Consider the following 19,041-nt stretch of genomic DNA (forward strand, 5'->3'; position numbering starts at 1 on the left):
GGCGTGAGTCGCTCCTCCGCGGTGCTCTTTCAGCTGCGACCACCTGCAATCGGGCGGCCGCGCTGAGCCACACCAGGGCCGCCGTACGGGTAGTCGGCCGCGCCCGGGTCGCTGGCCTCGTCCAGCTTCGCCGTCTCGTCCGCGGTGAGGTGCAGGTCCGCGGCCGCGAGGTTGTCGTCGAGCTGTTCGAGCGTCCGGGCGCCGAGGATGACCGACGTCATCGCGGGCCGGTCGACCAGCCAGGCCAGCGCGACCTGCGCCATCGAGATCCCCCGCGCTTCTGCGATCTCACGGACTGCGTCGACCACGTCCCGGACCCGCTGGTTGCGGCTGCGGCGGTACCAGGACTCGACACCGCGGTCCGGGTTCTCACCGAGCCGGGTGCTGCCGCTCGGCTCCTCGTCGAACGAGTACTTGCCGGTCAGCCACCCACCACCGAGCGGTGACCACGGCAGCAGACCCAGCCCGTTCTCCTGCGCGGCCGGGACGATCTCCCACTCGATCTCGCGGACCAGCAGGTTGTACTGCGGTTGCAGCGTGACGAGCGGCGACCAACCGCGGTACGCGATCAGGTCACATGCCTTCTGCAGCTGCCAGCCGGTGAAGTTCGACAGGCCGCCGTACGAGATCTTGCCGGCCCGTACTGCGTCCTCGAGGAAGCTGAGCGTCTCCTCGAGCGGGGTGATCGGGTCCCATGCGTGCAACTGGTACAGGTCGATGTGCTCCACGCCGAGCCTCTGCAGCGATCCGTCCAGCGCCTTGCGCAGGTGCCGACGCGACGTACCGACATCGTTCGGCCCGTCACCGGTCGGGAACCGGCCCTTCGTCGCGAGCACGACGTCGCCGCGCTTCTTCGCCAGCCAGCGGCCGACGATCTCCTCGGACACGCCGGCCGAGTACACGTCCGCGGTGTCGACGAAGTTGCCGCCGGCCTCGACGTACCGATCGAGCTGCGCGTGCGCGCCCGCCTCGTCGGTCTCGCTGCCGAACGTCATGGTGCCGAGTGCATAGGTCGAGACGACGGCGCCGCTCGCGCCGAGAGTGCGATATTCCACGATTGCTCCCTCTCTCAGAACTGTCCGACGTGAAGACTACGGTGGTCGGTATGAAGACAAGCGAACTGCTCCTCGACGCCCACAGCCGGGTCCAGGAGGTCCTGCACGACGTGGTGACCGGGCTCGACGACAAGACGCTCGCGACCCGCCCCGGCGACACGGCGAACTCGATTGCCTGGCTCGTCTGGCACCTGACCCGGGTGCAGGACGACCACCTGGCCGACGCGGGTGAGTACGAGCAGGTCTACGCCGCTGACGGATGGTCCGAGCGGCTCGGGCTGCCGCTCGACGCCGCCGACACCGGCTATGCGCACACCTCCGACCAGGTCGGCCTGGTCAAGCTCTCCGCGGACCAACTCCTCGGGTACTACGACGCCGTGCACGCGCGCACCGTCGAGTTCCTGAAGACGGTGACCGACGAGGGTCTGGACCGGATCGTCGACCGGCGGTGGACCCCGGCGGTCACCCTCGGCGTGCGGTTGGTCAGCGTGATCGACGACTGCGCCCAGCACGCGGGCCAGGCGGCGTACGTGAAGGGTCTGCTCAGCTGAGGCCGGTCTGCCACAAGGTAGTGCCCGCGATCAGGTAGAGCTTGTGGTCCGGCAGCAACGCGGCAGCCAGCGGCCGGCCTTCCGGTCCTTTGCTCTCCTGCACGGTCCACTGCCCGTCCTGACCCGTGACGAGCACTATTTTGTTGTCCTTGGCAACCACTTGGACGATCTTGCCGTCGTTCAGTACCGGCGGCGGCAGCTTGTCCTTGTCCCCCACCGGGATCGACGGGACACCCTGGAGTCGCTTCGCCGTTCCGGACGCGTCGAGCTGCCAGATCGCGAGCTGACCGTCGACGTACCCGGAGATCACGCAGTCCTGCTCGCAGGTCGCTGTGTTCGCCTGGCTCCGGTTGCCCGGGTCCGGCAGGACGATCCGCTTCCAGCCGGTGTCGAGTCTTGTGGAACGCCAGACGGCTGCTTCCTGCGCGACGACGTTCGGAGCCAGCCGGACCTGGGAGCCGACGATCACGATGCTCTCGCCGAGCGTCGTGCCGAAGCTCGGCCCGACCAGGAGGGACGGCGTGCTCTGCAGCGCGGTCTTCGTCGGGTCCTGGCGGGTCCACTTGCCGTTCTGCGGCAGCCAGACCATCGCGTCGTTGCCGGTCTGCACACCGCCCCAGGAGCCGAGGAGCGCGCTGCCGCTCGGGGTCAGTACGGCGCTGAACAGGTCGCCGGCGGTCTCCCCGCCGAACGTGAAGAAGTTCTGCGGGCGTTCGATCAAGCCGGTCTGTGGGGTGCCGGTCCAGACCGTCCAACGGGTGTTGGAGTGCGCGCCGCCGGAGGCTCCCCCGAGTGCGAGGAGCTGCTTGCCGTCGTACGCGATCGAGTACCAGACCGCTTCGAAGGCGTACGGGCTGGCGGGGTTCGGCGTGATCGCGACCGGCGTACGGGATCCGTTGTCCATGAGTTGGAGCTCGGGGACGACCTTGGCGCCGCGGTGCCGCAGGCCGATCAGCAGTTGGTTGCCGTGTGCAGTGAGCGTGACCGGCTCGGCCTCGCCGACGTCGACCTTGGTCCAGCTGATCTCCTGTTGGTCCTGCTGCTTCTGGTCGTCACTGCAGGCGGTGAGCGCCGCGAGCAGCAGGATCGCGACGGCAGTGAGCCGGCGCATCTCAGCGGCTCTGCGGCAGCTTGGTCGTCCGCTTCTTACCGGTCCGCGGCGCAGACGGCGGCGGGACGACCGGGCCGATGTCGCCGTCCGGCGCGGTGTCGAGGTCGATCATCACCGGAGCATGATCGCTCGGGCCGGTACCTTTCCGGGCCTTGCGATCGATCCACGCGGCCTTGACCCGCTCCGCGACGCCGACGGTCGCGAGCATCAGGTCGATCCGCATGCCGAGGTCCTGGTGGAACATGCCGGCGCGGTAGTCCCAGTAGCTGAAGACCCGGTTCTCGGGCCAGCGGTCGCGGACCACGTCGTGCAGGTCCTTCGCGGCCATCAGCTCCGCGAGCGCCTGCCGCTCCGGCGCGGTCACGTGCGTCTGACCGACGTACGCCACCGGGTCGAAGACGTCGGCGTCGGTCGGAGCGATGTTCATGTCGCCGCAGACGATCTGGTCCGCGGGACCGTTCGCGACGACCTCTGCCAACGCCGCGAGCCAGGCGAGCTTGTACTGGTAATGGTCGGAGTCGACCTCGCGGCCGTTCGGCACGTAGAGCGAGTGGATGCGGATGCCACCACAGGTCGCGGCGACCGCGCGGGCCTCCGGATTCGGGAAGCCCGGCGCGCCGGCCACCCCGGTCACCACGTCCTCGAGCCCGACCTTCGACAGCAGGGCGACGCCGTTCCACTGCGGTTCGCCGTACAGACCGATCTCGTAGCCGCGACCGGTCAGCTCGGCACCGAGCAGCTTCGTGAAGGCGCCGTCCGCGAGCTTCGTCTCCTGCAGGCACACGACGTCCGGCTGCCGCTCGTCCAGCCAGTCGAGCAGCCGCGGCATCCGCTGCTTCACCGAATTCACGTTCCAGGTTGCCACTCGCATCCGACCAAGGTAGCGGTAGCCGGGGACAATCCTCAGCCCAGCTTCGGGGCGTGCCACACGAGGGTGTTGAGCAGGTCGGTCGCCGGGCGTTCGACACTGTTGTTGTGCCGCGGCTTGTCCTTGCGGCCCCAGGCGTCGTTCCCCAGCCACGGCGGTACGCCGAACGGAAGGTCGCGCGGGGGCACCGGCGCATAGTCGGACTCGCTGAACTTCGCACCGTAGTTGGGTCCGCCGTTGTCACCGTCCGGGTCCGGCGTCACGATCGCCCTCAGGTCGACGATCGCCTGACGCCAACTGTCGACGAGCACCTTGGGACTACGGCTCGACGGATGCGGCACCTCGAACACCGGGAGGTCGGGCCGGTCGTTCCACAGGCGGACAGCCGATCTGGCTTGCGTACCGAACGCGACTATGGCCTGCAGTTGCGGTCCGGTGATCAGCTCGAGCAGCGTGTTGCGCCACGCCAGCTGATCGGGTCGCTCCAGCAGCGGCGCCGCCTGCTGGGCGCGGGACGGCCGGAGTGCATAGGCGTACGCGTTGACGAGCGCGTAGCTGTGGGTCAGGCCGAGCTTCGTCAGGAAGCCCTGCACGCGTTGGCCGGCGTCACCCACCAGAGTGCGGCCGGCGATCCGTTCGGTCGGGCCCGGGTCGGATGCGATGGCGAGCAACCGTGCGGTGCGGTTCAGGCGGCCGCGGTAGAAGATCGGTCCCCAGTCGTGCCAGAACAATGTCCGGAAGTCCGCATAACTGGGGACTTTCGCGAAGTGCCGTGCCACCGTGACCGGCGGGCCGGGATCGAAATCACCCATCGAACAACCTCCCCCTCGGCGATACGCTCATGGACGGGGCGGCACGGGGATTCTACGGGAGGGGGAGCAATGTTTGTACTGCGTGGAACCGTGGTGACGATGGGGCCCGGCGGAGACGTTCTGACCGGTGGCGCGGTGTACGTGGGTGACGACGGGCTGATTGCCGCCGTCACGCCTCTGGATGCCGTACCGGACGGGTTTGCGAATGCGCCGCGGATCGCGGCCGGCGGATTGATCTTTCCGGGGCTGATCGATCTGCACAATCATCTGATGTACAACAGCCTGCCGTTGTGGACCGAGCCTGCGCGCAAGGTTCCGTGGACGTCGCACAACCAATGGGGCGGCGCGCCGACGTACAGCTCCCAGATCAGCCGGCCGGCCCGACTGCTCGGCGCGGCAGCGGGGCGAGCACTGCTCAGGTACGTCGAGACGCGGGCGATCGTCGGCGGGACGACATCCATCCAGGGGAACCCGCGCGGCGCCGTACCGCCGGACAACGACCTGGTGCGGAACGTCGACTCGGAGAAACTCGGAACGCACGACGATTTCATCCGGGTCAGCACACTGGTTGCCGACAGCGCGGAGGCACTGGCACCGTATGCGACCGCGGTCGCGGCGGGACGCGGATTCATCGCGCATTCGGCGGAGGGTTCGGACCCGAAACTGCGATCGGAGTTCCGGCTGCTCGAAGATGTCGGGGTGGTGAAGCCACAACTGGTGGCGATTCACGGCGCGGCGTTGAATGCCGAAGACTTCGCGGCGATGCGGGCCGGAAATTCCAGCCTCGTCTGGTCGCCGTTCTCGAATCTGTGGTTGTACGGCGCGACCGCCGATGTGAAGACCGCGCACGCGGCGGGTGTGCGTTTGTGTCTCGGTTCGGACTGGGGCCCGTCGGGGACGCGGAATGTCCTGTGGGAGTTGAAGGTCGCCGATCTGTGGAACAAGGCGCAGGCCGTCTTCAGCGACGAGGATCTGGTCCGGATGCTCACGTCGAACCCCGGCGCCGCGCTGTCGGCGGTCTGGCCGCACCCGGTCGGCCGGCTGGAACGTGGCGCGCTCGCCGACCTGATCGTCGTGCGCGGGTCCGCCAACGATCCGTACCGCAGCCTGATCGATGCGACCGAGTCGGACGTGCGCCTCGTCGTCGTAGGCGGTCGTGCCCGCTACGGACTGCGGTCGTTGCTGAAGCCGCTCGCGCCGACGGCGACTCCGATCGCGGTCGGCCGGCTGTCCCGTCTGATCGACTACGGCGATCCTGCGGTCACGTGGCAGGGAGTCGTCGCGGATCTGGAGAAGATCCGTCAGGATCCCGATGGCGCCTCGGCCCGCGTCGCGTCGTTCGGGCTCGACGGGGACGCCGCGCCGGCCGACGAGTTCGTGCTGCTGCCGGACATGCCGGCTCCCGAGGTCGTCGCCGACGCCCTCGACGGGGCTGCGGAGCCGCCGCCAGTCGTCGTTCCGCCGCTCGAGCCCCTCACGACGGGGCGGGCCTGGCTCGACGCGGTCGATGCGAACCCGTTCCACCACGGACTGCTCAGCGGGCTCCGCAGCTATCTGTGACTTTCAGTAGTTATCCACATACTTGAAGTCATCGGTCCACGGAGGCCCGAAACGCGGCACTCTCTTGGGCAAGGAGATTCCCGGAGAGAGGAACGATGGCTGATCTCGACTGTGATCCGGCGGATGTGACGGCCCTGGTGGCCTACCTGCGCGACATCGGGCAGCACGAACTACTGACCTTGGAGGAGGTGAACGAGCTCTCGTACTGGATCGAGGCGGGACTGCTGGCGGCCGAGCGGCTGAACGGCGATCCGGGACCGTACGACGCGGCCGAGCTGCGACGGGTGGTCGCGTGCGGGCAGCGCTCGTGGCAGCGGATGGTCGAGGGCAACCTGCGGCTGGTCGTGTCACTGGCCCGGCGGTACGGCGGGAAGGGCATCTCGCTGCTCGACCTGATCCAGGAGGGCAACATCGGGTTGATGCGCGCCGTGGAGCGGTTCGACCACCGGCTCGGGAACCGCTTCTCGACGTACGCGATCTGGTGGATCCGCCAGGCGATCGGCCGCGCGATCTCGGACCGCTCCCGGCTGGTCCGGATGCCTGCCCAGGCGTACGCCGACGCGTCGCGGGTGGGGTCGGCGCGCCATGACCTGACCCAGGAGCTCGGCCACGAGCCCAGTACGGCGGAGCTCGCGAGGGGGACCGGTCTGAGCATCGCGCGGATCGAGCGGGCGCAGGCGTGGCGGGTGCATCCCGAGACGCTCGACCTGGACGAGGCCGACCCGGTGATCGACGACGACCCGATCGTGCTCGGGGCGGCGCTGCGCCGCGACCTCGCGTACCACCTGGAGTTCCTCGACGACCTGCACCAGTGCGTTCTCCACCACCGTTACGGCCTGCACGGCCACATCCCGTCGACCCCTGAGGAGACTGCCGTCCAACTCGACCTGAACCCCGCGAAGGTACGCGCGCTGGAGCGTGAGGCCCTGCGGCAGCTCCGGCGCCGGGCCTTGCCACAGCTCCGCGAGTACGTCGCCTGAGACCCGGCTTGGAGGGACTGGAATGATGTGAGTGTGAGACTTCTGCGGACCCACTGGCCACGTGAGCTGGGCGACGCCGTCTCGGCGGCGGCCCGGCAGGCGACCGGACACAAGGAGGCCGTCCTGGCCGCGGTGCAGCTGGCGAACGGCCGCTGGACGGCCGGGACCCGCGCGGCCGTGTACCTGCCGTCGGACTCCGCCGACGCGGACCGCCGCGTCGGCTGGGAGCAGATCGAGCGTGCCAACTGGGACGCCGAGGCGTCGGTTTTGCACATCTACGAGACCACCGACTTCGGTACGCCGCTGCACGCCACGGAGCTCAAGGTCGAAGACCCGGGACGGTTCGGCCAACTGCTCCGCGAGCGGGTCGACGCGAGCATCGTCGTGCAGCGTCATGTCGCGCTGGCGGGCAAGCGCGGCGTGCGCATCGTGGGCCGTCGCAGCCCGGCCGGTACCGACGCCGCGGTCACCTGGAACATCGTTCTGGACAAGGGGTTGGAGCCGTCCCAGCCGGGCGTGGTGGAGGCCGCCGAGGAGGCCCTCCGGGAGGTCCGGGACGAGTTCGGCGTCTGACCCGGCAGGGACCCGAATCCCGTTTTTGTAGTTCGGCACCCGCCTGCTAACCTACTCAGGTCCTCGGGGTTTCGGGGACGCACGCAACATCGTGATCCTGCGTAGCTCAATTGGCAGAGCAGCCGGCTGTTAACCGGCAGGTTACTGGTTCGAGTCCAGTCGCAGGAGCAACCTCGAGCAGCCGGGTTCTCCTGCACAGGAGCCCGGCTCTTTTCGTTTCCGGCCTCGGGTAGGTTCGGGGCGTGAATCGGCAGGGGTGGGCGCGGCTCCTCGGCAGGCTGATGCTGCTGGGCGGGCTCGTACTGGTCAGCGGCTGCGGGACCGAAAGTGCGGTGTCCGGTGGAGTGCCCGGCCGTACGCCGGATGTCGCGACCCCACGCACGCCGGGCTCCGGAGTCTCCGCCGAACGCCGGCCGACCCCCTCGCCCACACCGACCCCGCCGCCCCGGACCTGTCCGGCGTCCGGCGCCCAGATCACGGTCGGTCCGGTCGACGCAGCCCTCGGACACCGGGCCGTGGTCGTGAAGCTGACCAACTGCCGATCGACTCCGATCAACCTCAACGGCTACCCCGGCGTCACGGTGCTCGACGCCCGGCGCAAGCCCATGAAGGTAACCGTTGCCCACGGCATCTCGTACATGGCCATCGACCCCGGACCGACCAGAATCCGCCTGTCCAAAGGCGAAACAGCCCTGGCGGCCGTCTCCTGGTCCAGCACCGTCGAAGTTGCCGAGGACAAAGCCTCCGGCACCTACCTCGACCTCGCCCCACGCGCCGGCAACTCCCCCGTCACCTGGCCCGTCGACACCGACCTCGGCACCACCGCCAAAGTCACCCTCACCGCCTGGTGCCTGAAGTTCCCGAACTGATGACCCCTCAACTATTGGCCTAGCCCACAGACAGGGCGTACTTTCCTCTGCAGTATCCCGAGGGGGCCTCGGGGATGGAGGGGAAGGAACCCTGTGAACATCAAGAAGGTCATCACGACCAAGGCCGGCCGACTGCTGGTCGCCGGCGTGCTCGGAGCCGGTGTCCTCGTCGGTGTCACGGTCGCCGCCAACGGCGCCGTACGCCCGGACTGCAAGACCCTGTCGTACCCGCTCTGCCCACGCTCCGTGGCCGCCTCGCAGGTCGTCGACAACAGCCTGCCGAAGACGAAGCTCGTCCCGGCAGACCGCAACGCATTCCTGAAGGACACTCCTGACGTGTACGGCAAGTCCGGAGTCACCAAGGACTTCGCGTCGAAGCCGATCGCGAAGATCGGCGGATCGTTCAAGACGAACAAGACCGCCCTCGGCAGCTTCACGCTGACGCCGGGCAAGTGGCTGGTGAACTCGACCGCGTTCTTCGCCCGCACCGCCAAGGGCGTCGCCGGCACCCGTCCCGAGCTCGCGCTCCGCGTCGGGGCGACCACGACAGCGTTCGGTACGGACTACGGCACCATCCTCGGCACGGAGATCTCGCCATCGGCCGATCGTGAGCTGTCGGGCTCGACCGTGAAGGTCGTGACGGTCACCAAGACCACGACTGTCGACGTGTTCGCGTTCGGCTACAACGACGACGGCAGCGCAGCCGGCAGCGGCGACATCACCGCCTCCGCGTCCGTCGTGGCGGTCCAGGTCGGCTGACCGCGTTCGTGAACCCCCGGGGCGCCGCGCGAATTCGCGGCGCCCCGGGGTCACGTCATGCTTCGGGAGGAAGTGGCTACTTCCCCTTCTTCCGGTCGATCGCCCGCTGGATCCGTTGCTGCGGCTGACCGAGAATCTTCGCCAGCAGCGGCACGCGGTACTTGTACGCCGCGATCGCGCCAACCACGATCACCAGGAAAATGAACCAGCCCATCAGTGTTCCCTTCGTCCGGCCCTGCCTCCATCATGCCCGGTCCGGCCCACCCACCCCTCAGTCAAACCCCTGACCCACCCCTGGTTTCACACCACACCCCCACCCACCAGATACGATCACCCGCACACGGGGCGGTAGCTCAGCTGGTTAGAGCAGGGGACTCATAATCCCTGGGTCGCGGGTTCGAGTCCCGCCCGCCCTACTGTGCGTCTGTAGGAGTTCGGGTCATCATCGGCAGGCCTGTCATGCTGCCTCGGTGAGGTCGGGCTCGATGGTCCAGGAGGCGGTCGCGCGGTCGAAGACCTGCGTTCGGATGTCGGGCTCGACGGGGTGGGCGTCCGCACAGTAACTGCAGGTTCCGTCCGGGCGTCGGTAGTAGCCGTGATCGTGGGTGTGGTCGTTCACGGGATTGCCCGCGGTGCTCGGGGTGCGTGCGCGGTCCGCGCCAGCTCGTCCACAGCAGAGGCCACGGTGGAGACCGAGATCGCGAGGGCGAGATCGATGGTCATCGTTGCGCCTTTCGGTCGGCCGGCAGCTGGCGAGATCGTGTCTTCAGGGGAGTAAAGTGGCGTACTGGTGTGATCCGCGTCTCATCTTGAGAGGTGGTGAGTTCTCGGCCATGGCCGACGATTGGGCCGCGACGATGCTCCGGGCCAGAGAGCGGCTGCTGACTGGTGGGCGGATCGAGGAGATCGAGGGGCCGAGTGCGGAGATCCTCGCCTCGTGGCGTCGCTCGACCGACGGCGGCGTCGACGCCAGGGACGTGACCACTTCGTACGTCGAGAACGTCAATCTCGCCTCACGTCTGGCCAGGGCGGCAGGCTCCGTCGTCGACGGGGTCGCCGAGGACGTGGCCGGCAGCCCCGTCGCGGCGGTCCTGGCCGACAGTCGCGGGCGGGTACTGCTCCGCCGTTCTGGGCTCGGTGAGCTCGAGCGCCGGTTCGACTCGGTCCTGCTCGCGCCAGGGTTCAGCTACGCCGAGCACCATGTCGGGACCAACGGCATCGGCAGCACCCTCGAGGCCCGGGGAGCGTATGCGGTCTGCGGACACGAGCACTTCTCCGAGCGGTTGCAGGACTTCGCCTGTTTCGGCGTCCCGGTCCGTGACCCGTTCAGCCACCGATTCGTCGGCGTGCTGAATATCGCCACTTGGGCCGACCGCGCCAACCCGGCCCTCGCGGCGCTGGTGCGACAGGCGGTGGCGGTGATCGAGTCGCGGCTGGTCGAGCTCGGCGGACAGGGCGAGCGGCTGCTGCTCGATGAGTACCTCGGTGCCTCACGGCGCTCCGGATCCGGCGTGCTCGCGATCAGCGACAGCGTCTGGATGTCGACGCCGGAGCTGACACGGGTGATCGGCTCCGTCGAGCACGGTGACACGTGGACCATGGTGCAGGACGCCCTCGGGCGGTCGGACGCCGCGGAGGCTCCACTGACGATGTCCGACGGCAGGGAAACGATGCTCCGGCTCCGCGCGGTGCGTCGCGGCAACGAGCTTGTCGGCGCGCTGGCCTTCCCAGCCAGTACGACGCCCCGGCCGCCCGCCCCCAGGCGACCGGTCGCAGGCATGCTCCCCCGATTCGTCGCCGGCACTCCGTCCATGCTGGATGCGGCCCGGAGAGTGAGCAAGCATTGTGCGCACCGCGATCCGGTCGCGCTGATCGGCGAGCCCGGGGTCGGCAAGGCAGCGCTGGTGCAGGCGGCGCTGCAACTGCATGCCGCGGGCAAGATCGCCGTCGTTCGTGAGGCGGTCCGGAATGCCGGCCCGGACGACGTCGACCGGCTGATCATCGACGTGGGTACAGCACTCCGCGCGGGGTCGCCGGTCATGATCAAGCACGGCGAGCGCCTGCCGGCCGACGCACTCGACCGGCTGTGCGGCGAGGCGCGAGCGATTGCCGATGCCGGCTGGCTGGCGCTGACAGTCCGGGTCGCTGCGGGCGATCCGATCACGCCCGAACTGGGTACCACCGGCATTCCGACCGTGCTGGTACCACCGCTGCGGGAGCGTACCGAGGATCTCCCGGCGATCGTCGCGGTGCTGCTCGCCCGGCAGCCCGGAACGCGTTCCGTGGCGGTCACCGGGCAGCTGATGACCAGGCTCCAGCACGAACCTTGGCCGCGGAATGTGGCCGAGGTCAACGACCTGCTGGCTGAGATGCTGCGCGCCACCGACGGCGACAAGCTCGACATTTCCGACCTGCCGACTCGCTTCGGCCGCGGGCTGCGGCGTCGGCTCACCCCGATGGAGTGGCTCGAGCGCGGGGCGATCGTGCAAGCGCTGCGCGCCGCCGAGGGCCGCAAGGACGTGGCGGCCACGTCGCTCGGGATCTCGCGGGCGTCGATCTACCGGAAGATCAGGCTCTTCGAGATCGCCCCGGACGACTACATCTGATCCGGGCGCACTCGTGCCGGCCGCGTGTCCTACCCGATGGGACCGTCTCCTGTCGCTCCGTTCGCTCGGGTTGAGGCAGTTCGGCGTGACCCAAGGCAGGTTGCAAGGGGTGTGACCCGGATCTCACAGTGAGACGCATCTTCGTCAGCGCTGCCGTTTCATCGTTCCAACGTCATCTTCGGAGCCGTACCACCCCGGCCGGCTCCCGACCTTGGAGGCAGTCCATGAGCAGACAGGCCGTCTCTCCGCAGGTAGCCCAGGAGAACCGTGCCTGGGTTCGCGACTTGAGCAGCTGCGGAGATCGGCGTGAGCTTGCCAGCCGACGCCTGTACGAAGTCCTCCAGCGGGCGGCGAGATCAGAAGTCAGGCGGCGCGCCTCCAGGCTGCGGCTCGCCGGACCGGAGTTGGACGACATCGCGCACCATGCGGCCGCGGACGCGCTGCTGACGATCTGCGGCAAGGTCGGGACGTTCCGCGGTGACTGCAAGTTCACCACCTGGGCGTACAAGTTCGTGATCTTCGACGTGGCCGCCAAGATCAACCGGCACTTCTGGCAGCGCGCCGGCGTCGCGTTCGACGACGAGGACTGGGAGCGGCTACCGAGCCGGCTCGACATCGCGCCGGAGGTTCACGCCGAGAGCCAGGACCTGATGGAGGCCGTGCATCGCGCCGTCAACGAGACGCTGACGGCCAAGCAGAAGCTGGTCTTCGTCGCGTTGGTACTGAACGGCATGCCGACCGATGTGCTCGCCGACCAGCTCGGCTCGACGCACAACGCCATCTACAAAATGATGTTCGACGCCCGCCGCAAGCTGCGCACCGCCCTGGCCGACGCAGGCTACTTGCCGAGCTGCAGATCGCACGATCAGACGAGCCAGTAACCAGAGCCGATCGATGCTGTTGACTCGCAGGATCATGCGATGGCCGCGACCTCGTCCAAGACGAGCTACAGCACTGTCGAGGACGCAACTTGGCCGCACTAGCATCGCGGCATGCCTTTGCTCGTGGATCCGGCCTTGCCCGAGGGAACACTGCGGGACGTCACGCAACCGCGTCTGTTGACCGGCGATGGGCTGGTACTGCGACCGTGGAAGGCGATTGACGCGGCCGCAGTGCGAACCGCATTCGACTGTCCTGACATCCAGCGGTGGCATGTCCGGCGACTCGACACCCTCGAGGAGGCTCTCGAGTGGACCGGGCAATGGAGCGACCGCTGGGACAGCGAAACAGCGGCGAGCTGGGCGGCCGTCGATGCGGACGACGAGCCGCTCGGCCAAGTCGGACTGCGCAACATCTCGTTGGCCGAGGGCTCAGCGAGCCTGTCGTACTGGGTGACTCCCGCGGCGCGAGGCCATGCGATCGCCACGAGGTCGGTGGAAGCCTTGTCCGCTTGGGCTTTCGGGCAGCTCGGCTTCAATCGGCTGGACATCCACCACTCCACCGCCAACACCACCTCCTGCCGAGTCGCCGAACGCACCGGCTACAAGCTCGAGGGAACCCTCCGCCAAGCCATCAAACACGCAGACGGCTGGCACAACTGGCACCTCCACGGCCGCCTCCACACCGACACCTCAACAACAACCGCCTGAAGGAGCATCACGGGTCTGCCAGGAGGACGGCTTCGGCCAGGGCGCGGTCGATGACGAGTCCGTTGATCAGGCCCGATTTCAGGGTGGCTCGAACGGCATCACTCTTGCGTGCGTCGAAGGCGATGCCGATCCGTGTGGGCACGGAACGCAGTTCGGGTTCGGAGATGCCGATCATCCTTTCGTCCATCGGCGTCTGCACCGTGCGGCCTTGACCGTCCAGGAGGAGTCCGACGACCTCTGCGCACACCCTCAGGTCGCGAGCCGTCTCCCGGTCGTGTGCCGACGCCGCCTCGTAAACCGTCGACAGCTCATTGCCCCAGGCACCGATGCCGATGGCGCAGACTGTCAACTCACGAAACAACTGTTGACAGCGTACGAAGTCCGGTTGCTTGCGATAGATCTCCGGACCTGAGTCATCGGGGCACACCATCGGCGCGTAGTAGAGGTAGGCAGGCCCGCCGCCGGCTCGCGTGAACCGGCGCACTGCTTCCATCACGTCCCACGCGTCGATCCGCGACACCGCCCCGGTGATCTGCACGACAGCGCACCTGCTGAAGCCGTCAACGAGATCGGGCAGGCCCATCAGCGTGCGGGTCGACGAAATACCGACGACGTCCCGATCGCTCACGATCTCTTGCAAGAGCGAAGTTGCGGCTTGGCCGACGCTGCTGCGCAAGAGCTGCAGGGAGTCGTCCGGCGCCTGAGTCACGGCGCAGTACCGCAACCCGAAGCGATCCTGTAGCTGGCCGGACAGGTCCATCTCCAGGTCGTCGGGCAGGCCGATCTCGATCCGCACCAAGCCGGTTTCACGAGCACGTTCCAGCAACCGGCCAACCTGGAATCTGGACAGGCCGAGCTCCTCTGCGATCTGTACGCGAGAACGCTGCTCGAGGTAGTAGCGCCTCGCCACCCCAGCCATCAACAGCATCTGGCTCTGTTTGCCGCGTACTCGTCGGCCGTCGACCTTAGGTACATCAGCGCCACCGTTGGTATCGCTCATATGTGCATTCTAACCCTCACTTTTACCGGACGATTGCCAGACGGTTGCTGGCGCTGCGTTAATCAGGTTGTCCGCCTGGCTCGCTCGATCGATCAGATGAGCGATACCCGAGAGGCCTTTGAATGAAACGACAGCCTCCAACCGCGAGGGTTGCGGCACGCTGGAGACGTGCCTTGCAGCGGCACGGCAAGGACTACCTTCTCTTCGCGGCGTTGGTCGGCCCGAACCTCGCGCTCATCCTGGTTTTCTCTTACTGGCCGGTGATCTACAACTTCTACCTGAGCTTCACCTCGTGGGACATGATCTCTCCGAGTCCGACCTGGGCCGGCCCAGCGGCGTACGGCGAACTGTTCACCAGCCCCGACTTCGGCCACGTGCTGCTCAACACGCTGAAGTTCGTTGCGCTGATCGTCGTCGGCGCCGTCGCAGGCGGCCTTGGAACGGCCATGGTGCTCAACCAGCGACTTGTCGGTCGGGGCCTGGTCCGGACGGTCAGCTTCGCACCACACATCGTGTCCGGGGCCGCGATCGCCACGCTCTGGCTGTTCATCCTCGACCCGAGCTTCGGCCTGCTGCGCGCGGTCCTGGAACCGCTGGGCATCACCTCACCCCAGTGGACGACCAGTTCTCACTATTCGCTGTACGCCCTCGTGATGGTCTACCTGTGGAAGGGCGTCGGGTTCTGCGCCATCATCTACGTCGCCGGACTGCAGAACCTGCCAAGTGACTTGTTCGAGGCCGCGAGGCTGGATGGTGCGGGTAGCTGGTCGCGTTTCCGCTACATCACCCTCCCCCTGCTCTCCCCCGTCACCTACTTCCTGGTCGTGACCTCGATCATCGGCACGTTCCAGGCCTACGACGTCACCGCCATCATGACCGGGGGCGGTCCAGGCATCTCGTCGACCACCTTGAGTTGGTTCATCTACCAGAAGGCATTCCAGGCATCTGATGCCGGAGTGGCAGCCGCCGCGGCGATGATCATGCTGGTCATGCTGCTGGCGATCACCTTCCTGCTGACCCGATTCGCCGAGCGGAGGGTGACCTACCAGTGAGCGCCAACACTTCCCCACGACGCCAATCGGTCAGCAGGACGGCGCCGCGACAGATCGTCATCTATGCCTTGCTGGTGCTGATCGCTGCCGTCTTCATCATGCCGCTGTACTGGCTGTTCAGCTCAGCGGTCAAACCCAGCGGCGCGATCTACCGCTTCCCGCTCCAATGGATCCCGCACCACCTGCACTGGTCGAACTTTGCCAACGCCTGGCACGACGCTCCGTTCGGGTCCTTCTTCGTCAACTCGATCATCGTGACCGTCATCGGAACCGCCATCAAGATGGTGCTGGCAACCGGCTCCGCCTACGCCTTCACGTTCCTGCCGTTTCCCTTCAAGCGGGGCATCTTCTTCCTGTTGCTCGGCACGCTGATGACCCCGGGCACAATCACGCTGCTGCCCAACTATCTGACCGCCTCACACCTCGGCTGGGTCGACAGCTACGCGGGGCTCATCATCCCTGGGGCGGGATCGGCGTTCGGAATGTTTCTGCTCCGCCAACAGATGATGACCCTCCCCCGCGAGGTGTTCGAGGCCGCCAGAGTCGACGGCGCCGGCCACCTGCGGATCCTTCTCCAACTGATCGTGCCGATGTCGCGACCGATGATGATCACGGTCACGCTGATCACGGTGATCGAGGTGTGGAACGACTTCATCTGGCCTTTGATCATCACGACGACGACCCAGATGCGTACGTTGCCGATCGGCCTGCTCTACCTGAAATCCCAGGAGGGTTACAACGACTGGGGCGCCATCATGGCCGGCACCGTCATGGTCGCCGCACCCATGCTCGTCATCTTCCTCCTCGCACAGCGCTACATCGTTGCCGGGTTCTCCGGCGGGGCGATCAAGGGCTGACCCACTCACTGCCGTCACAGCCGAAAGGACCGCATCCCATGTCAGGAAACAACTCTGCCCACAGCCTGAGCAACGGGTTGAGCAGACGCTCATTGCTCAAACTGGCCGGCGCCGGCGCTCTCGCAATCCCTGCCCTTGCAGCGTGCTCAGGTAGCGGCGGTGGCGCCGGCGGCGGGTTCGCTGCAGTCGACATCAAGGTGCCGGAGAAGTACCGCAAACGGAGCCAGAAGGTCGTCCTGTGGAGCTCGTGGAACGGGAAGCCGGGCAACCTGCTGAACAATCTGATCAACAAGTTCAACGACTCACAGAACGACATCTATGCCCAAGCACAGTTCCAGGGAAACTACTTCGACGCCACGTCCAAGGTCACCGCGGCCCTGCGAGCGAAATCGGTCCCGGACATCATGGCGTTCGGCCAGACAGCTTGGCAGATCTTCTTCCTCAACGAAACGCTCGAAGACCTCGACAGCTACGCCGACGACGCATTCAAGTCGTCGTTCTACCCGAACCTGTTCAACGCCGGCGTGATCAAGAACAAGCTCTACTGGGTCTCGTTCGCCCGCAGCACACCGATCATGTACTACAACAAGAACCTGTTCGCCAAGGCCGGGCTACCCGACCGCGGACCGAAGACCTGGACAGAACTGCGGGAGTGGGGACCTGCGCTGGTCAACCAGAAGGCCGCCGGCAAGCCGGTAAAGGCGACCGAACTGTCCGGCGGCGACAGTTGGGAGTTCGAAGCCAGTGTGTGGCAGTTCGGCGGGCGCATCTCCAACGGCCTGGACGTTACCGTCAACAAAGACGGAGCCGTCGAGTGTGCCGACTGGATGCGAAAGCTGATCTTCGAGGACAAGATGGCGATCCTTGCCCGCGACTACGGGACCAACTTCAACAACGGCCTGGTCGGTACCTACATGAACTCGACCGGCGCGCTGTCCGGCACCTACGAGGCGGCCAAGTTCGACGTCGGCGTCAGCCCACTGCCTACCCAGGTCACACACGGAGTACCGACAGGCGGCGGCGGACTCTCGATCTTCAAGGGCATTCCGAAGGAACGCAAGGAAGCCGCCTGGGAAGTGATCAAGTTTCTCTCCTCACCGGAATCGGCCGCGACGTGGTCGTTGGGGACCGGCTACCTGCCGGTCGTGAAGGAGGCGGTGAACCGGTCCGAATACAAGACCGCGCTGGCGAAGGACCCCAATCGGGGCGTGGCCATCGCCCAACTGGCGCAGGCGGGCAAACTCGACGAGGTCGACGCCTACGTGCAGAACGCATCACCCATCATCTACGCAGGGCTCCAGAAGATCTACGGCGACAACCAGCCGGCCCAGCGGGTGCTGGACAGCGTGGCAGAGCAATTGAAGGCCGGCGAAGAGAAGATCAAATCGAAGTACGACAAGCTCGTCGGAGACGAGGGCTGACCCGGTGGCACCGTTTCGTATCACCGGCCATCGCGGCGCCATGGGCTATATGCCCGAGAACACAATCTCCTCCTACCTTCGCGCCGTCCATGACGGCGTGGACGAAGTCGAGCTCGACCTGCGCCTCACCAAGGACGGTCACATCGTCCTCATCCACGATCCGGCAGTGGACCGCACAACCAACGGCCACGGTGCGGTCGAAGACCTCACCCTCGGCGCGCTGCAAGGTCTGGACGCCGGCAACGGCGAGCACATCCCGACCTTCGCCGAAGCGATCGAGGCCATCGACGTCACCATCCTGGCCGAGATCAAAGCCGACGCGGCAGTCGAACCACTCCGCCAACTGCTGGCCGAACGCCCGGAACTGCGACAGCGGATCCAGCCCATCAGTTTCCACGCCGAAAGACTCGAACCATTCGTCGAGGCCTTCACCGACCTACGCTGCGCGCTCTTGTCCGAAACCGGGTCCGAACAGCTGCTGGAGCAGGCACTCGCATTGGGTGCCCAGTGGGTCGGGGTCGGCTGGCAGGGAAGCAATCCGGAGCTCATCAAGCAGGCCCACAACAAGGGGCTGGAGTACTGCCTGTGGCCGGCGCCAACCCGAACTGAAGTCGATCGAGCCATCGCCTGGGGCGCGGACGGCGTCACCACCGACTATCCGCAGCGAGTCATCCGGCCCGGTACCGAGGAGACCCAACCTTGAACCACTCAGCAATCGAAGCGGTCCTGTTCGACATGGACGGGACCCTGTTCGACAGCGAACGCATCTGGGACGTAAGCCTCCAGGACCTGGCGAGCAAGCTGGGTGGCACCTTGTCCCCAGAAGCCCGGCTCCAGATCGTCGGCAGCAACCTGCTCAACACTGTCCGCATCGTCCAAGACGACATCGGAGTCCACGGCGATGACCAGCACCTCGCGAAATGGCTGCTCGACCGAACACAGGAGCTCTTTTCAGTCGGTGTTCCCTGGCGTCCGACGGCCCCGGAACTGGTTGCGGGCGTACGTTCCAACGGGATCCCTGCCGCATTGGTCACCGGAAGCTACCGGGCGCTGGTCGATGTCGTACTCGACCAGCTTCCACCGCGGACGTTCGACGTCGTGGTGTGCGGCGACGAGGTCACGTGCCCCAAGCCCCATCCGGAGTCGTACCTGACCGCGGCCGCCAGGCTGGGGGTGGACGTACACAACACCGTCGCGATCGAAGATTCGCAGATCGGCATCGCGTCAGCGGTAGCGGCTGGATGCGTCGTTGTCGCCGTCCCCGAGGACCCACGGACCCTTCCTGAAGGCCACGGCGCCACCGTCGCTCCGTTGTCCTCGATCACCGTCGACTGGTTGAGCACTCTGACCTGAACCCAGCCGGCGGCGGCGTGCCGGT

General features: G+C 66.8%; 20 protein-coding genes and 2 tRNA genes. 16 read left to right on the plus strand and 6 right to left on the minus strand.

The annotated features are described in order from the left end of the window. Window positions 1–29: 29 nt before the first annotated feature. Entirely contained in the window at window positions 30–1,055 is a 1,026-nt protein-coding gene (locus ACGFI6_RS00480) for an aldo/keto reductase (RefSeq protein ID WP_393113928.1), read from the minus strand. Window positions 1,056–1,105: 50 nt separating this feature from the next. Here ACGFI6_RS00480 and ACGFI6_RS00485 point away from each other — a divergent pair, with 50 nt between their 5' ends. After that, window positions 1,106–1,606 carry a DinB family protein gene (locus ACGFI6_RS00485; RefSeq protein ID WP_393113930.1) on the plus strand — a complete coding sequence of 167 codons (501 nt, stop codon included), beginning with the start codon at window positions 1,106–1,108 and terminating at the stop codon, window positions 1,604–1,606. Here the strand turns inward: ACGFI6_RS00485 and ACGFI6_RS00490 are convergent. Genes ACGFI6_RS00490 through ACGFI6_RS00500 form a run of 3 tightly spaced genes read right to left on the minus strand, consistent with a single transcriptional unit; the run spans window position 1,599 to window position 4,397 of the window. Next, window positions 1,599–2,717: a hypothetical protein gene (locus tag ACGFI6_RS00490; RefSeq protein ID WP_393113932.1), complete on the minus strand. Its 1,119-nt coding sequence runs from the start codon at window positions 2,715–2,717 to the stop codon at window positions 1,599–1,601. The two genes, ACGFI6_RS00485 and ACGFI6_RS00490, sit on opposite strands and share 8 nt — an antisense overlap. 1 nt (window position 2,718) lies before the next feature. Then, window positions 2,719–3,588: an exodeoxyribonuclease III gene (locus ACGFI6_RS00495; RefSeq protein WP_393113934.1), complete on the minus strand. Its 870-nt coding sequence runs from the start codon at window positions 3,586–3,588 to the stop codon at window positions 2,719–2,721. Between the two features lie 32 nt (window positions 3,589–3,620). After that, window positions 3,621–4,397, minus strand: coding sequence for a uracil-DNA glycosylase family protein (locus ACGFI6_RS00500; protein ID WP_393113936.1), 777 nt, complete (start codon window positions 4,395–4,397; stop codon window positions 3,621–3,623). Between the two features lie 69 nt (window positions 4,398–4,466). Here ACGFI6_RS00500 and ACGFI6_RS00505 point away from each other — a divergent pair, with 69 nt between their 5' ends. The 6 genes from ACGFI6_RS00505 to ACGFI6_RS00530 all read left to right on the plus strand — a co-directional run bounded on the left by ACGFI6_RS00505 (window position 4,467) and on the right by ACGFI6_RS00530 (window position 9,138). Beyond that, complete coding sequence (locus ACGFI6_RS00505) at window positions 4,467–5,957, plus strand: amidohydrolase family protein (RefSeq protein WP_393113938.1); 1,491 nt, start codon at window positions 4,467–4,469, stop codon at window positions 5,955–5,957. Window positions 5,958–6,052: 95 nt separating this feature from the next. Beyond that, the gene (locus tag ACGFI6_RS00510; protein WP_393113940.1) at window positions 6,053–6,937 is read left to right on the plus strand and encodes an RNA polymerase sigma factor RpoD/SigA; all 885 of its coding nucleotides are present in this window, start codon (window positions 6,053–6,055) and stop codon (window positions 6,935–6,937) included. Between the two features lie 33 nt (window positions 6,938–6,970). After that, window positions 6,971–7,510, plus strand: a complete 540-nt coding sequence (locus tag ACGFI6_RS00515) for a hypothetical protein (protein ID WP_393113943.1) — start codon at window positions 6,971–6,973, stop codon at window positions 7,508–7,510. 95 nt (window positions 7,511–7,605) lie between these two features. Further along, window positions 7,606–7,678: transfer RNA gene (locus ACGFI6_RS00520), tRNA-Asn, on the plus strand. Window positions 7,679–7,752: 74 nt separating this feature from the next. Further along, entirely contained in the window at window positions 7,753–8,379 is a 627-nt protein-coding gene (locus tag ACGFI6_RS00525; RefSeq protein ID WP_393113945.1) for a DUF4232 domain-containing protein, read from the plus strand. Window positions 8,380–8,472: 93 nt separating this feature from the next. After that, on the plus strand, window positions 8,473–9,138 hold the full coding sequence (locus ACGFI6_RS00530; RefSeq protein ID WP_393113947.1) for a hypothetical protein: 666 nt from the start codon (window positions 8,473–8,475) through the stop codon (window positions 9,136–9,138). Window positions 9,139–9,214: 76 nt separating this feature from the next. Here the strand turns inward: ACGFI6_RS00530 and ACGFI6_RS00535 are convergent, their stop codons facing one another. After that, window positions 9,215–9,352, minus strand: a complete 138-nt coding sequence (locus ACGFI6_RS00535) for a hypothetical protein (protein WP_165546613.1) — start codon at window positions 9,350–9,352, stop codon at window positions 9,215–9,217. A 128-nt stretch (window positions 9,353–9,480) separates the two neighbouring features. Between ACGFI6_RS00535 and ACGFI6_RS00540 the strand changes: the two genes are divergently transcribed. From ACGFI6_RS00540 to ACGFI6_RS00555, 4 genes are all read left to right on the plus strand, one after another. Continuing rightward, window positions 9,481–9,554, plus strand: a tRNA-Ile gene (locus tag ACGFI6_RS00540). Between the two features lie 417 nt (window positions 9,555–9,971). After that, entirely contained in the window at window positions 9,972–11,744 is a 1,773-nt protein-coding gene (locus ACGFI6_RS00545; protein WP_393113950.1) for a sigma-54-dependent Fis family transcriptional regulator, read from the plus strand. Window positions 11,745–11,968: 224 nt separating this feature from the next. After that, window positions 11,969–12,625 (plus strand): sigma-70 family RNA polymerase sigma factor, encoded by a 657-nt coding sequence (locus tag ACGFI6_RS00550; RefSeq protein WP_393113952.1) that lies wholly within the window; start codon window positions 11,969–11,971, stop codon window positions 12,623–12,625. Window positions 12,626–12,736: 111 nt separating this feature from the next. Next, window positions 12,737–13,333, plus strand: a complete 597-nt coding sequence (locus tag ACGFI6_RS00555) for a GNAT family N-acetyltransferase (RefSeq protein ID WP_393113954.1) — start codon at window positions 12,737–12,739, stop codon at window positions 13,331–13,333. Between the two features lie 7 nt (window positions 13,334–13,340). Here ACGFI6_RS00555 and ACGFI6_RS00560 read toward each other — a convergent pair whose 3' ends face one another. Beyond that, window positions 13,341–14,333 (minus strand): sugar-binding transcriptional regulator, encoded by a 993-nt coding sequence (locus tag ACGFI6_RS00560; protein WP_393113957.1) that lies wholly within the window; start codon window positions 14,331–14,333, stop codon window positions 13,341–13,343. A 173-nt stretch (window positions 14,334–14,506) separates the two neighbouring features. Between ACGFI6_RS00560 and ACGFI6_RS00565 the strand changes: the two genes are divergently transcribed. The 5 genes from ACGFI6_RS00565 to ACGFI6_RS00585 are packed head-to-tail and all read left to right on the plus strand — an operon-like array spanning window position 14,507 to window position 19,016. Beyond that, a complete protein-coding gene (locus tag ACGFI6_RS00565) occupies window positions 14,507–15,385 on the plus strand; it encodes a carbohydrate ABC transporter permease (RefSeq protein WP_393113959.1) in 879 nt (292 codons plus the stop codon). Then, window positions 15,382–16,242, plus strand: a complete 861-nt coding sequence (locus ACGFI6_RS00570; RefSeq protein WP_393113961.1) for a carbohydrate ABC transporter permease — start codon at window positions 15,382–15,384, stop codon at window positions 16,240–16,242. Before ACGFI6_RS00565 ends, ACGFI6_RS00570 begins: the two co-directional genes overlap by 4 nt. Window positions 16,243–16,280: 38 nt before the next feature. Beyond that, window positions 16,281–17,663 carry an ABC transporter substrate-binding protein gene (locus ACGFI6_RS00575; RefSeq protein WP_393113964.1) on the plus strand — a complete coding sequence of 461 codons (1,383 nt, stop codon included), beginning with the start codon at window positions 16,281–16,283 and terminating at the stop codon, window positions 17,661–17,663. A gap of 4 nt (window positions 17,664–17,667) precedes the next feature. After that, the gene (locus ACGFI6_RS00580) at window positions 17,668–18,366 is read left to right on the plus strand and encodes a glycerophosphodiester phosphodiesterase (protein ID WP_393113966.1); all 699 of its coding nucleotides are present in this window, start codon (window positions 17,668–17,670) and stop codon (window positions 18,364–18,366) included. After that, window positions 18,363–19,016, plus strand: a complete 654-nt coding sequence (locus ACGFI6_RS00585; RefSeq protein WP_393113968.1) for an HAD family hydrolase — start codon at window positions 18,363–18,365, stop codon at window positions 19,014–19,016. Before ACGFI6_RS00580 ends, ACGFI6_RS00585 begins: the two co-directional genes overlap by 4 nt. Window positions 19,017–19,041: the final 25 nt, after the last annotated feature.

It is taken from the genome of Kribbella sp. NPDC048928, assembly GCF_043197975.1.
In the GTDB taxonomy this organism is placed as follows: Bacteria; Actinomycetota; Actinomycetes; order Propionibacteriales; family Kribbellaceae; genus Kribbella.